The following is a 12,598-nucleotide window of genomic DNA, read 5'->3' as shown; positions in this document are numbered from 1 at the left end:
TTTATAAAATTTCATAGGGGTATAGTTTAATGGTAAAACGAAGGTCTCCAAAACCTTTGATGTGGGTTCAATTCCTACTACCCCTGCCAATATGGCGGTCGTGGCGAAGTGGTTAACGCACCGGATTGTGGCTCCGGCACACGTGGGTTCGATCCCCACCGGTCGCCCTTTTTTATTTAATACATAAATTAATATTTGATCATTGGGCCATAGCCAAGCGGTAAGGCATCGGGTTTTGATCCCGTGTACCCTAGGTTCGAATCCTAGTGGCCCAGCCATTTTCGCGGAAGTAGTTCAGTGGTAGAACATCACCTTGCCAAGGTGGGGGTCGCGGGTTCGAATCCCGTCTTCCGCTCCAGAAGAAATGGCGGTATAGCCAAGTGGTAAGGCAGAGGTCTGCAAAACCTTTATCACCGGTTCAAATCCGGTTACCGCCTCCAAAAACGTGCCGGTGTGGCGGAATTGGCAGACGCGCGGGACTCAAAATCCCGTGTCCTCTGGGACGTGTCGGTTCGACCCCGACCACCGGTATTAGCAGGTCGATTTAGGATGATTTTAGAAATCATCAATATGCTTATGAATGTTGATATAACAACGTTCATAAGCATTTTTTATTTTATAGGAGTAACATATAAAAACATAGGTTTTTAAACTTACAACACATTTGCAACACAAGTCTTAACTGGATATAAGCCATACAGATATCAGAGCTTTATTCTACTCAAACCAATTATTTAACATCTCTCCTTGGAACCTTTACAATAAAAAGAAGAACTCAAAATGAAAGGATGAGGGTATTGAATATCTTAGTAGTAGGAGCAAATGGACAAATAGGGAAGCACCTGGTCAAGTTGATTCAGGAAAATGGAGATCAGGCACGTGCGCTTATCCGCAAGGAAGAACAAGCGGCTTATTTCAAGGAATTAGGAGCTGAAACAGCCATTGTAAACTTAGAGGATGAAATAGACGCGATCGCCAACGCGGCAGAAGGTGTTGATGCGGTTGTATTCACAGCTGGATCTGGCCCTAAAACAGGAAAGGATAAAACCCTGATGATTGACTTAGACGCTGCTGTAAAAACCATTCAGGCCGCGGAAAAAGCGAACGTCAAGCGTTTTATCATGATTAGTTCGTTTGATACCAGCCGCGAAGCTATTCAAGCTGCGCCTGAGTCATTTGCACCCTATGTCGTAGCGAAACATTATGCAGACGAGTGGCTGTTAAACACTGATTTAGACTACACCATCATCCATCCAGGTATGTTAACGAATAATCCTGGTACGAATCGAGTCAATCTTGGAGCCAGCGTGGAACGGGGAGAAGTACCACGAGAGGATATCGCTAAAGTAATTTATGCCAGCTTGAAAAATGACACAACCATTGGTAAAAGATTCCGGGCAGTAGGTGGACAAACACCTGTTGAAGAAGCAATACAGTCGGTATAATTATTAAAAATCGGGCAGACGCATGCCCGATTTTTTATGGGAGAAAATGGCCCTAAATAAGATATTTATGTAGAATACAGACAGTTTTTTATGAGCGTATAAACTTCAGACAGGAGGCATCTTTGCAAAGTGAATAGAGCTTTTCAGTCATTGATGAGTTTAAGTAATCCTGCTCTTTATTTGAAACTGTACTTTTTCATCCCCAAATTGTTGTAATTTCAGAAATTTACAATTAAAGTATAAAATAGTATGGTAGTATGTGATTATAAGGTTGCTATATAAATAGAATTATTCAGCAGCGTAAAAAAAGATTAGTTATTTACATAGTAAAGCTGCTGAATAGTTTGAGGTGGATAAATGAATCAAAAGTTTCCCGGGAAAATACATATTATAGGATCAATTGGAAGTGGAAAAACGACTTTGGCCAGGAAGCTTTCCGCTCAACTGCAAGTTTTTTATTATGAATTGGATAATGTTGTTTGGAAAAGATCTAATACAGGAGATATTAAAAGGACTCCAGAAGAAAGAGATGAATATCTGAAGAATATCGTTAATTCTGACAGTTGGATTATTGAAGGAGTCCATCATAAATGGGTTGCTTCGAGTTTTCAAAATGCTGATGTTATTCTGTTTATAGATACTAAGCTATCAATAAGGAAATTTAGAATTATCAAAAGGTTTATTAGGCAGAAATTGGGCTTAGAAACAGCAAATTATAAGCCAACATTAAAGATTCTAAAAGATTTATATAAATATAATACTGCTTTTGAATATCATACTAAGCCAGAAATCTTGAATATGTTAAGACCTTATGAACATAAATTAATTTATGTTAAAAGTGACATTGAAATTATAAATTATTTTAAAAACAGCTGATATAATCTCCAGTAAGTAATTACTTGGTTTGTAAAAATATATTGTAGAACTAGTAAGTAAGCGGGGGAATGTGTTATGCAAAGCAAATACATAATTAGAAACTATCAATCTGAGGATAAACCAGCTGCAATACAATTATATAAAAATTTGATTGAACACCATTCGGACATTATTTATTGGCAGCCTGGTCCAGAAAGTAATTGGAAGAATGTATATTGTGTTTTTTATAAGGATTTAATGATTGCTAAAGGGCAGTTAGAAGCGATTAATATTGTCTCGACAGACCATTCAGCCAATGCAAGTCATTTATTATTCTTTAATATAAAATTGCACTCTAATTGGGAAGATGATAATGAATTGAGGAATCTTCTTTATAAAAAAGTTCTCGAAGGAGCAAAATTATTGAAAAAGAAGCTTCCAGCTCAGTTTCCTGTGAAATTTTGTGTCGGAAATTTTGCATCAGAAGCAAAAGAAAATGCTTATTTGGAATCCAGAGGCTTTGACCATTTTAAAAGTCTGTATTGGATGCGCTGTAAATTGAACAACCTGATTCCGCAATCAGCTTTAAAAATACCAGACATTTCCGTAAAGCATTGGGATATGGGAACAAGAGTGGAAGAATTAGCATATTTGCAGGCAGAGCAGGGAATTTGGCCGGATGAGCCTACCAATTTAGAAAAATTACCTGCGTATAAAAGTAATCCATTTTGGAAAGCGATTACGGCTTTTTATAACGGTGAGATAATTGGGAGTATCATGGCTTGGAAAGAAAAACAGGAGGATATAGGAACTATCGAGAATGTTTTCGTTAAGCCGCACTGGAGAAAGTATGGACTTGCCAGTTACCTGATATCAGAGGGGCTCCACTATTTAAAAAGCTGCAATCTGAGTAAAGTACAGCTTCTTGTTGAAACGGAGAATGAATCTGCATTAAAGCTTTACAGGTCTCTTGGCTTTGAAACTATAAAAGAAGAGAAACGATATTGGATAGATCTATAATGAATCCAAGATTTCGGGGGACGTCAATATGAATGAAAATCTTATGAAGAAGTTTGAAAGAGAAGTAACAAAAGATAAAATTGACAGCTGTCTCATCCAGCATGATGGTAAGACTGTTTTTGAATATTATCGAAATAATAAAATGAAGGAAAGACAGCATAAGATATATTCTGTTACCAAAAGTATCTTATCAATCCTTGTCGGTATTGCAATTGACAAAGGCTATATACCACATGTGCATACGCCAATTACTGCATACTTTCCAGACAGCAGGAAGGATTCAGCTGGAGATGAAATTACGATTAAACATTTATTAACAATGACCTCAGGGCTGCATTGGCCAGGCAATACAGCGATGATACCGAGTAAAAATTGGGTTAAATTTGTTCTGAGCCAACCAGTTGAATATAAGCCGGGGGAAGAGAGGGTTTATAGCTGCGGTTCTTCTCAATTAATTAGTGCTATTTTACAAAAAGCAACTGGTTTAGATACTGTATCCTTTGCGCAAAAGCATTTATTTATGCCACTGGGTATAACACAATATAAATGGAACCGTGACTCGCAGGGAATTGCTATTGGCGGATTTGGATTGAATATGAAAACGGAGGATTTATTAAAAATAGGGATGCTCTATATGAACAATGGTCAATGGAAATCTAAACAGATTGTGCCAAGTGATTGGGTTAAGGAGTCTACTGCAGCCAGTGTTAAAATAAATAATACATTTTCATATGGTTATCACTGGTGGGTTTTAACAGGGGATGATCAAGAGTTTCCTATACCTGAAACTTTTTTTGCTCTTGGAAAAAATGGACAGTATATCTTTGTTGTTCCAAGCTATAAATTAACAGCTGTATTCACAAGTGATATTACTGATGATTCATCAAGGCCGATAGAGTATTTTAAGAAGTATCTATTAGCTAACGCTTGTATTAAATCGTAGAAACTAAAATACAGCTACTGCATAAATAGATTGAATGGATTAAGAGAGGGAAAGACATGAATAAGAAAACAATATTTTTATCTATTGGCATTTTTACTATTTTATTAGCAATCTTTGTAGCCGGGAAATTCTTTACAGAGGAAAAAAATGAATCTGAGATAGTGTCGGAAATTATGGAGTATGCCTATGAAAAGTATCTAATATATGCTTATATGGCCGGCGATAACTCGTTATACTTTGAGATTGATGATACAGAGGATTATCATCAATTTCAGGAAGATATTACACAAAGATTAGATAAGCGTAACCTGTTGGGTAAGTATGAACTGGAAATTAAACAGACTTCAGATGAAGAGCATAGAGCTGAAAGATTAAAAATAGATATTGAGGGTATGATTTCCGATTACTTAGAGGAGCATAATCTTAATAATATAGATGTTGAATTTAATGATGACTCTAAATTAGACATTAGATTGCATCTATCTGATGATTCTGATCTGAGTGCAGAGGAGTTAAATAAGATGATGGAGGATTTTCTGGATGTTGAGATTTATGAAGATAAGTGAAATTGACTTGCTTATAAAAAGAGATTTTATAATAAGAGCCAGTTTTTTAAGCAAAAGGAGCCGGCCCTATATTTTTATTTGCTAAAAAGCTCCGACAAAGAAGTGCTCCGACAATACCTAATGTGGATAGGAACGTACCTGTAATCGATATTAGCATGAGGAGATTGTTCATTTTTTTCTCAGTTAATATAGTAGACAGGATAAAACAGATTGTACTTATTAAAAGTGCATATGATGTTCTCAATCCTATTTTATGTAAAATACCAATAGGAAGCGAATCGTTCCTGGATGATGGACGTAACGGACGTGAAAAAGCTTCTGTCCAAATTGTTGAAGCAATAAGGAAAAGCATGAAGTATCCAAATATAAGTAAAAAGTTTCTGGTGCTATTCATTCTTTCACCTGTTTAAATAATATTATTTGCTTCTTAATTTAACTGGAGTATCAGACATCCGAAGAAGCATTGGCTAGTCATTTAGTAGAATATAGATTTACATTTCTTCCGCCCAGCACAATTTCTTTATCTAATTCCATTCCAATTTTTCTCGCCACATTTTGGGAAGAAATATTATCAGGCTGAATCAATGAGATAAATCTTTGAGTATCAAGCTGTTTGTTGCCGTAATCTAACAGTGCCTCAGCTGCTTCAGTAGCGTATCCTTTACCCCAATATTTACGGGAGATCCATTAACCTATTTCCATTTCCAAAGTATTATCAATTGTTTGAGGAACGATACCTGCATGTCCGATTAGAGTGTTATCTTCTTTGCGGACTAAAAGCCTTAAACCTATATTTTCACCAACTTCATAGGTGCTGTATATCCAGTTTAAAAAAATATTTCCTCCATTTTCATCCCGTGTCTCTCCATTTCCAATAAAACGGACTACTTCAGGGTCTGACAATAAAGACATCAGAAAATCAAAATCATTATCATGATATTGGCGAAATAATAATCTTTCTGAGGTAATTGATGACATTTATAGCATCCTTTCTTTTTTATTGCTGCGTTCATTGATTCCAAACGAAATGATAGGTTAAAATGAAAGTACTGCAATGGATAGTTTATCAATCTAAATTATAGTAAATTAGAGAAAGGATTGATATATATGATGGGAAACATCGGAATCCCGGGAATGATTATTACTGTTATCGTTGTTGGTTTTGTTATTTATTTAATTAGAAGAATGCTGAAAAGATAGAAGGGGAGCTTTATATAAGAGCTTTCCTCTACCATAAAACTATTTTTTAACAGAGGCATATTCAAAGCGGACATAGCCAATCTCGGCAGCATTTTTCATTAGTTCGAGATTTAACCATGAAGCTAATTGATGAAATTCTACCTCATTATTAAATGGAAATGCAGTATATGCTTTGCTGTAAAGCTCCTCTTCCTTTAAATTCATTAGTACCTCTTCCCATTTTGCAATTAGGGAATGAATGACTGTCTTTACTGCTTCAACATCTTCGTGAACTTTAATTTCCTCTTTCGTCAGCGTGCCAGCTCCGAAAGCATGATCCAATACCATTTCCCACCAGAAAGTAATATGCCATAATGTCCAGGCGAGGCTGGGAGTTCCAATATGATAAGCTTCCGTTTCAGGCAAATCAGCATACCATTCTCCGTTTTCCTCTTTAATAAAAAGTCCGGCATTTGGTGACAGCCACCTGTATTCTTCCTGCTCCAATGAAGTAAGATGATATTCCAGCAGTTGTTTAGAGATACTAAATTGAAATGTGATGTTATTTAGCAGCGCATTATTTTCGTTCACACTATATCCTCCTTAGTTCTTTACCCAATATTCCATACCATCTTTACTGCGCTCCATAAAACCATACTCAATTAAATATCTTCTAATTGTAACAAAATCGCTGTAGACAGGCTTTAATACAGTATTTATTTCCTTCTCCGTATAAATCCTGTTTAATTCAAAATGGTTTATGATATTTTGCAGGACAATCAACTTCCTTTTTTCTTTACTTGGGAATTTGTCCAGCTGACCATTCAGGCCGTCTTTAAAATAAGTTGATAAAACCTTCTTTTTCTCGTCCTCTGTAATGGCGTAACGATCATCCACCATTTTTGCCCCCTTGTGAAAGTGAATAAATTTATGATCGTTTTCCTGATGAGATTCTCTATTTAACAGATTCATTAATGCCAGGAAAACCTTTGCGCGTTTTTCCTTTTCCTTTAAGTTAAAGCGGTGACTCCGGATAGTGGAAGGACTTCCGCTGCCTAGTTCTTTGACGATTTCTTTATCAGTTAACCCCTGATAAAAAAAGGTTAGTAATTCTTTTTGATGGTCTGTCAATCCAGTGTATTTCTTTTCAAGTTGAATCAAATAATCAAACACGGAACCATGCTCCTGTTCAATATGTTGGATAACTGCTTTTTTTGCTTCGTATAATACGCCGTCTATTGGATAAATTATTCCATCTTCAAAATGTTCATTACATAGCACACATACATAGCTGCCGATATTATCAGCATAAGAATAACCTTTTGAAAGATCATCAACTGTGGTATCCCAAAAATGATTTTCATGTGACATACTAAACCACCCTTTTATTTGTCTACTTATTTACAAACATTATATAATAACGTCCATTATTATTCAATGATTTCTAGACTGGAGAATAGAGATTAATAAAGCAAAAATCAAAATATAATGCCTGTTTTAAATAATTATAAGCATGAAGCTCCTTTTTATTTTTATATAAAAGTCTGGAGAAAGACATGGACAATAATAAGAAAATGTTCAAATAAATTCCTTCATGGAAAGAGTAAAGGATAAAAAATAACTTGTAATTATTCTTTTGTTAGATATACTTAAAATAACATATTTGATGGAGGTTAAATATTATGAAAAATGTATCTGATAATTATTATGTAGAACAATCCGATGTATTTGAATTACTCGCGCTCATGTTCCGTTTAAATAATTATGAATACATGCAATCAGAAAAGCATCGCAAAAAAGAAAGCTTTAACCATTTTATACAGGATTCATTTTCTTTACTATCTGATGAAACAAAAAAGGAACTAGATTGCTTTTTTCATAAGGATAGTTTTTTTGGATTAACATTTGTTCAGCTTCTTTATCAGCATAATAAATGGCATGATATACCATCCTTTTTAAGTTTTTTGGCGCAATTGGAATTTGAAGAAATCATTTCAGCGTTTTTGACCAGCGGTTACTCGTCACCAGAAAGAGTAGAGGATTATACGGATAGGCAGGAAGTATTTTCGCATATTCAGTCCTCTGTATTACCTTTTTCTGAACAGGCAAAGTTATTTTATTTATATTTTGATAAAGAAAATACCAAGCAACGTTTTTTAAAGGTTGTTGAAGAAATTAACGAGAAGATATATCAGCCTTCCATAAAGAAAATAAACGCTTATCATGAAGACAGTATTCATAAATTATCGGGAATGAACAGAAAGCAAATATACAAAATAACTAATCCGCATTTTGATTCTTTTGAAGCAAATGAGCCAAATAAAATTATACTAGCTCCGTCTTATTTTTATTATAACAGCTCTTTATTTTCTTATAGCTCCGAGAGTGATATAGCTATTTATCTCATTGGTACAGAGATTATTGAACAGACGATGGATGAAAGCAGGGAAGAGGATAAGGTGATTGATCTGGCAAAAGCTCTTTCTGATCGGACAAAAATTAAAATTATAAAGGAACTAAATCGACAGCCGCGATATGGCTTTGAACTGGCAAAGCAATTGAATCTATCCAGTCCGACTATTTCGCATCATATCTCAAAATTATCTGATTTAGGTTTAATCACGGCGAAAAGATATGAAAATAAAATTTTCTATCAGGCAAATCAAAAGCTGATTGAGGAAGCATTAAAAAGTATGTCCGACATGTTGATACAGAAAGAGAGGTAAGGCGAGTGAGAGCATTATTTGCAAATCGTAATTATATGCTGCTGTGGGCCGGATTATCTGTTTCAAGGTTTGGATACCGTTTTTTTAATCTAGCTGTCCTTTGGTTTGTAATGCAGGGGACTGGGTCTGCATTATCTCTTGGTATGACCGTGCTTTGCTTTACAGTGCCAACTATTATTATAGAACCCTTAGCGGGAGTTGCAGCCGATCGTTTTGACAGAAAGAAAATTATGGTATTTTCCGATATTTTTACTGGAAGTACGATGCTGGTTATTGCGGTATTGATGATAAACGGGTCGTTATCACTCCCTTTATTATATGTTTTATTAGTCTGTTCAGCTGCTTCCATGGCTTTATTCAACCCTTCCGCAAATTCAAGTATACCTTTACTAGTTGAAGAAGAGCATCTGACAAAAGCGAATTCCTTAAACCAGCTCAGTACACAAGGAAGTAATATCTTAGGGCCAGCACTTTCAGGGATATTGATTGGATTCGTTGGAAATATTGGCTTTCTATTAATTATCAGCGGTGCTGCATTTGTCATATCAGCAATAACAGAATCATGGATAAAGGTTCCGCGTATGAATAACCATAAAAAAGATGGGAAACAATCATTTGTCTACGAAATGCTGGATGGGTTCCAATATGTGAAGAAAGACAGGGAGTTATTATTTCTGGTTATTGTCGGCGGAATTATTATTAACTTTTTCTTAGCACCACTGACAATATTTTTCACATATATGAGTGATTATATTTTTGATGTTGGGGCATCCGGTTTAGGGTTTATTAATTCTGTTCTGGCTACAGGCGCAATGTTTGGGTCACTAATGATTATGTTTAATGTATTTAAAAATAAATACAGAATGGCAGTGGCAGGCTTGCTGCTTGAAGGTATTGCACTGCTTATTATGGGAATTACATTAAGTTATTATGCTACAGTTGCTGCGGCTGGTTTATTAGGGTTGGGAGTCTGCTTTGCCAGCGTGGGCTTAAATACCATGTACCAAACTATGATTCCGAAAGAGATGATGGGAAGAGTATTGAGCTTAGTTTCTATGATGTTAGGTGCTTCCGTTCCATTGGGGCAATTATTTGGTTCGTTGATTATAGAACATTATTCGATGACTGCGATTTTAATGATATTTGGTGCTATTGTGAGTCTCTCTTCGTTATCGCTAATTCGGATAGTCAGGGTAGAGAATAAAGAAGAGATTATTGCAGAAAAAGAAGTACAATAATTTTTTTTAATTGAAATATTTCTACTTATTGTCTCTATAATATATCGTCAGTATCTTCTACGGGATGAAACAGAAAGAATGATGGTTTAGAATAGTGATAAATTAATTAAAAAGCTGGTGAACCAATGGATCAAAACGTTGAGCTGGAATTGGAGATAGAAAAGAAGAAATTTTTAAGGAAGCTAGGTTACCTGGCATGGGGGTTATTGTTAATATTTGGACCTTTTATTTCGGTTGCTGCTGTATTATTTTACTAAATAAATTTTAAAGAGGATACGCTTTTAACCAGTACTTCCCCAAAACAAATACGATTGAAATTGTTGAAAAAGGAGAGGCGTTCTTTTTAAACCACATACTATTAGAATAAAGTATGATAGAGAAAATATAGATATCGAAGTAAATAACGGTTTGAAATCATTGAATGAATCAGATGTGAGTATTCGCTGGATAAGAGAAAATAAAGCTGAAATTACTCTGGGTGGAGAAGGACGGTCACCTGAAATAGTTATATTTTATGCGGAAGCTTCTCCACATTTTGTAGTGAAAGAAACAGATGAGGAATAAGGTGAAAAAGTAATATAGTAAATAATAATCAATGATAATGTTTTTATATTGAATAATTATCTTCACTAATTTATCATAAAGGTATTAAAAGGAAGAGAATAAAGGGGAGGTATCAGGATGATAGAATCTAGAAATCCCAAAAATGTACATAAACCATTGGCTCCGTATAGTCATCAAATCGAAGCTTCAGGGGATATCCGATGGTTAACCTTATCAGGACAGCTGGGAATGGATTTGGAAGGAAAGGTCCCGGAAGATTCAGTTGAACAATTAAAAATGGCTTTTGAAAACATCCGTATCAATTTACTGGAAGCGGATATGGACGTAAAAAATTTGATAAAGCTGGTGTTTTACATTGTTGGAGAAATGGACGCGGACAGAAGAAGAGAAGTAATAGGCGAATTTTTAGGTGAGCATTTACCATGTACTACAATGGTTTTTGTAGCTGGATTAGCCGGTCCGCAATTTAAAGTAGAGATAGATGCATGGGCATGTAAAGAGAATACATAAACATCTAATTAGGTATTATAACTGATTTGATTTTTATAATGTTTTTATTACTCAGTTTAAATTTACAGAATAATAAAAAAGACGTAAAAATATAAGATGATAATTAATTCAGTTTTACATGTAAAGAATAATCTTGTAATTATAAGGAGCTAAATAAAATGGATCGTCCAATCTAATATTCTCTCTGTTCAAATATTTAACCAATATTAAACAGGGAGAAACGGTTAAACGGAAGAGAATGTGAGTCCTTGAAGCAATGTTTCTCCCATATAGAGGAGAGAATTAAATTGAAGACGGTGCTTATTAATAGAAATTTCAGATGTATGTGGGGATCAGAGCTTCTTTCTATCTTAAATAGCAGATTTAGAGAATTAGTGATTCCATTGGTTGTGTTGGGATTAACCAGTTCACCGCTAATTACAGCACTTGTGGCTTTATCACAGCAACTAGGTACAATTTTATTTGCTATACCCATTGGAACATGGGTGGAAAATAAGAATAAGATCAGGGTAGCAGGGATTTGTCATTTTCTATATGGTGCAGGGATCTTTATACTTGCTTTTCTGATAGCAACCAATAATGTAAGTGCAGTTATTATTGCTTCATTATTATTTGTAATGGGATTACTTGCATTAATCAGCAGAACAGCGTTTACTACAATGATTCCTGCTATTGCGGGCAGAGAGAACTTATTGAGAGCACATACAAATATCGAAGCTGCTGATGCTATTGCCACTGTAATCGGTCCTGCATTGGGCGGGGTGTTATTAGCAAAAACAGATTCAGTATTAACATTGATTATTTGTGCAGCTTTATCCCTTTTGTCTGCTTTATTTATTGCTTTTATTCGTAATGAGGCAGATTTTATAAAAGTAGACAAGAAAGAATCGGAAACAAATAAATTGAAAGTGTTTTTAGGGAAATCATTAGAAGGCTTAAAGATTTTGGTAGATAATCCACAGCAGCTGATCAGCACATTGGTAATGTGTATATTGGGTTTTATAACTGTATTTATTACATTAACCATTATTTTTTATGCCCAAATAACGATGGAGCTGTCAGAAGGGCTAATTGGTATTTTGCTATCAAGTGCCGGTGTGGGTAATATTATAGGTATTTTTTTGATAAATAAATTTAAAAATAATAATTGGATTATGCTGATGGGTTTATTAATGGTTATCTCCGGAATAGGTATATTAATAATTGCAGCAACAAATGCTTTCCTTATAATGTGTATAGGAATGGCGGTTTTTGATTGTGCTCTCTCTATGGCATTTATTGTACAGGGAGCTGTGCATCAGGGAATTACTCCAAACGAATTTTTATCCAGAGTCAGGAGCTCAACCTATGTTATCGGAGGTATATTCACGATGCTTGGCACTTTTTTAGCTGGAGCTATCCCGGAGTTACTTAATGGGGAAATTGCATTGATAATAGGCGCTTTTATCCTTTTAATCCCGGCTTTCATACTGATCAGCTCCAGAAAATTTGGTGTGAGTTTGAGCAAGGTTGAGCCCATTTACAAGAAAAGAAAAGTGTAAGCAACATAGCA

Annotated in this window: 14 protein-coding genes, 6 tRNA genes and 1 pseudogene; 17 read left to right on the top strand and 4 right to left on the bottom strand. The window is 35.1% G+C overall.

Going from position 1 to position 12,598, the window contains the following annotated elements; translation table 11 throughout:
* Positions 1-15 precede the first annotated feature (15 nt).
* The 11 genes from OSO01_RS03605 (at position 16) to OSO01_RS03555 (ending at position 4,829) form a co-directional block, all read left to right on the top strand.
* A tRNA-Trp gene (locus OSO01_RS03605) sits at positions 16-89 on the top strand.
* A gap of 5 nt (positions 90-94) precedes the next feature.
* Positions 95-167: transfer RNA gene (locus OSO01_RS03600), tRNA-His, on the top strand.
* Between the two features lie 36 nt (positions 168-203).
* Positions 204-278: transfer RNA gene (locus OSO01_RS03595), tRNA-Gln, on the top strand.
* Positions 279-283: 5 nt separating this feature from the next.
* Positions 284-358 (top strand) — tRNA-Gly (locus OSO01_RS03590).
* Between the two features lie 8 nt (positions 359-366).
* Positions 367-440 (top strand) — tRNA-Cys (locus tag OSO01_RS03585).
* A 7-nt stretch (positions 441-447) separates the two neighbouring features.
* Positions 448-531, top strand: a tRNA-Leu gene (locus tag OSO01_RS03580).
* Positions 532-788: 257 nt separating this feature from the next.
* Positions 789-1,445: an SDR family oxidoreductase gene (locus tag OSO01_RS03575; protein WP_147208792.1), complete on the top strand. Its 657-nt coding sequence runs from the start codon at positions 789-791 to the stop codon at positions 1,443-1,445.
* A gap of 357 nt (positions 1,446-1,802) precedes the next feature.
* A complete protein-coding gene (locus OSO01_RS03570; RefSeq protein WP_147208790.1) occupies positions 1,803-2,321 on the top strand; it encodes an AAA family ATPase in 519 nt (172 codons plus the stop codon).
* A 75-nt stretch (positions 2,322-2,396) separates the two neighbouring features.
* Entirely contained in the window at positions 2,397-3,320 is a 924-nt protein-coding gene (locus OSO01_RS03565; RefSeq protein ID WP_147208788.1) for a GNAT family N-acetyltransferase, read from the top strand.
* Between the two features lie 28 nt (positions 3,321-3,348).
* Complete coding sequence (locus OSO01_RS03560; RefSeq protein WP_246145014.1) at positions 3,349-4,263, top strand: serine hydrolase domain-containing protein; 915 nt, start codon at positions 3,349-3,351, stop codon at positions 4,261-4,263.
* Between the two features lie 56 nt (positions 4,264-4,319).
* The gene (locus tag OSO01_RS03555; RefSeq protein ID WP_147208786.1) at positions 4,320-4,829 is read left to right on the top strand and encodes a YolC/YozM family protein; all 510 of its coding nucleotides are present in this window, start codon (positions 4,320-4,322) and stop codon (positions 4,827-4,829) included.
* Between the two features lie 46 nt (positions 4,830-4,875).
* On the opposite strand, the gene OSO01_RS03550 is transcribed toward OSO01_RS03555, so the two are convergent.
* From OSO01_RS03550 to OSO01_RS03535, 4 genes and pseudogenes are all read right to left on the bottom strand, one after another.
* On the bottom strand, positions 4,876-5,223 hold the full coding sequence (locus OSO01_RS03550; RefSeq protein WP_156985591.1) for a hypothetical protein: 348 nt from the start codon (positions 5,221-5,223) through the stop codon (positions 4,876-4,878).
* Positions 5,224-5,300: 77 nt separating this feature from the next.
* Positions 5,301-5,807, bottom strand: a pseudogene (locus OSO01_RS03545) (GNAT family N-acetyltransferase).
* 261 nt (positions 5,808-6,068) lie between these two features.
* Positions 6,069-6,599: a DinB family protein gene (locus OSO01_RS03540; protein ID WP_147208782.1), complete on the bottom strand. Its 531-nt coding sequence runs from the start codon at positions 6,597-6,599 to the stop codon at positions 6,069-6,071.
* 12 nt (positions 6,600-6,611) lie between these two features.
* On the bottom strand, positions 6,612-7,379 hold the full coding sequence (locus tag OSO01_RS03535; protein ID WP_147208780.1) for a DUF2087 domain-containing protein: 768 nt from the start codon (positions 7,377-7,379) through the stop codon (positions 6,612-6,614).
* A gap of 311 nt (positions 7,380-7,690) precedes the next feature.
* Between OSO01_RS03535 and OSO01_RS03530 the strand changes: the two genes are divergently transcribed.
* The 6 genes from OSO01_RS03530 (at position 7,691) to OSO01_RS03515 (ending at position 12,587) form a co-directional block, all read left to right on the top strand.
* On the top strand, positions 7,691-8,734 hold the full coding sequence (locus OSO01_RS03530; protein ID WP_147208778.1) for an ArsR/SmtB family transcription factor: 1,044 nt from the start codon (positions 7,691-7,693) through the stop codon (positions 8,732-8,734).
* A gap of 5 nt (positions 8,735-8,739) precedes the next feature.
* Positions 8,740-9,972 (top strand): MFS transporter, encoded by a 1,233-nt coding sequence (locus OSO01_RS03525; protein ID WP_147208776.1) that lies wholly within the window; start codon positions 8,740-8,742, stop codon positions 9,970-9,972.
* A 125-nt stretch (positions 9,973-10,097) separates the two neighbouring features.
* Entirely contained in the window at positions 10,098-10,229 is a 132-nt protein-coding gene (locus OSO01_RS23895) for a hypothetical protein (protein ID WP_281289813.1), read from the top strand.
* 151 nt (positions 10,230-10,380) lie between these two features.
* Positions 10,381-10,536: a hypothetical protein gene (locus OSO01_RS23225; protein WP_186813542.1), complete on the top strand. Its 156-nt coding sequence runs from the start codon at positions 10,381-10,383 to the stop codon at positions 10,534-10,536.
* Between the two features lie 117 nt (positions 10,537-10,653).
* Positions 10,654-11,046 carry a RidA family protein gene (locus OSO01_RS03520; protein ID WP_147208774.1) on the top strand — a complete coding sequence of 131 codons (393 nt, stop codon included), beginning with the start codon at positions 10,654-10,656 and terminating at the stop codon, positions 11,044-11,046.
* Positions 11,047-11,342: 296 nt separating this feature from the next.
* Positions 11,343-12,587, top strand: a complete 1,245-nt coding sequence (locus tag OSO01_RS03515; protein ID WP_246145019.1) for an MFS transporter — start codon at positions 11,343-11,345, stop codon at positions 12,585-12,587.
* Positions 12,588-12,598 lie beyond the last annotated feature (11 nt).

Origin of the sequence: Oceanobacillus sojae (genome assembly GCF_007991515.1) — a bacterium.
GTDB classification, from domain to species: Bacteria; Bacillota; Bacilli; order Bacillales; family Amphibacillaceae; genus Oceanobacillus; species Oceanobacillus sojae.
Note: the sequence above shows the minus strand (reverse complement) of the source record. Positions and strands in the feature narration are given on the sequence as shown.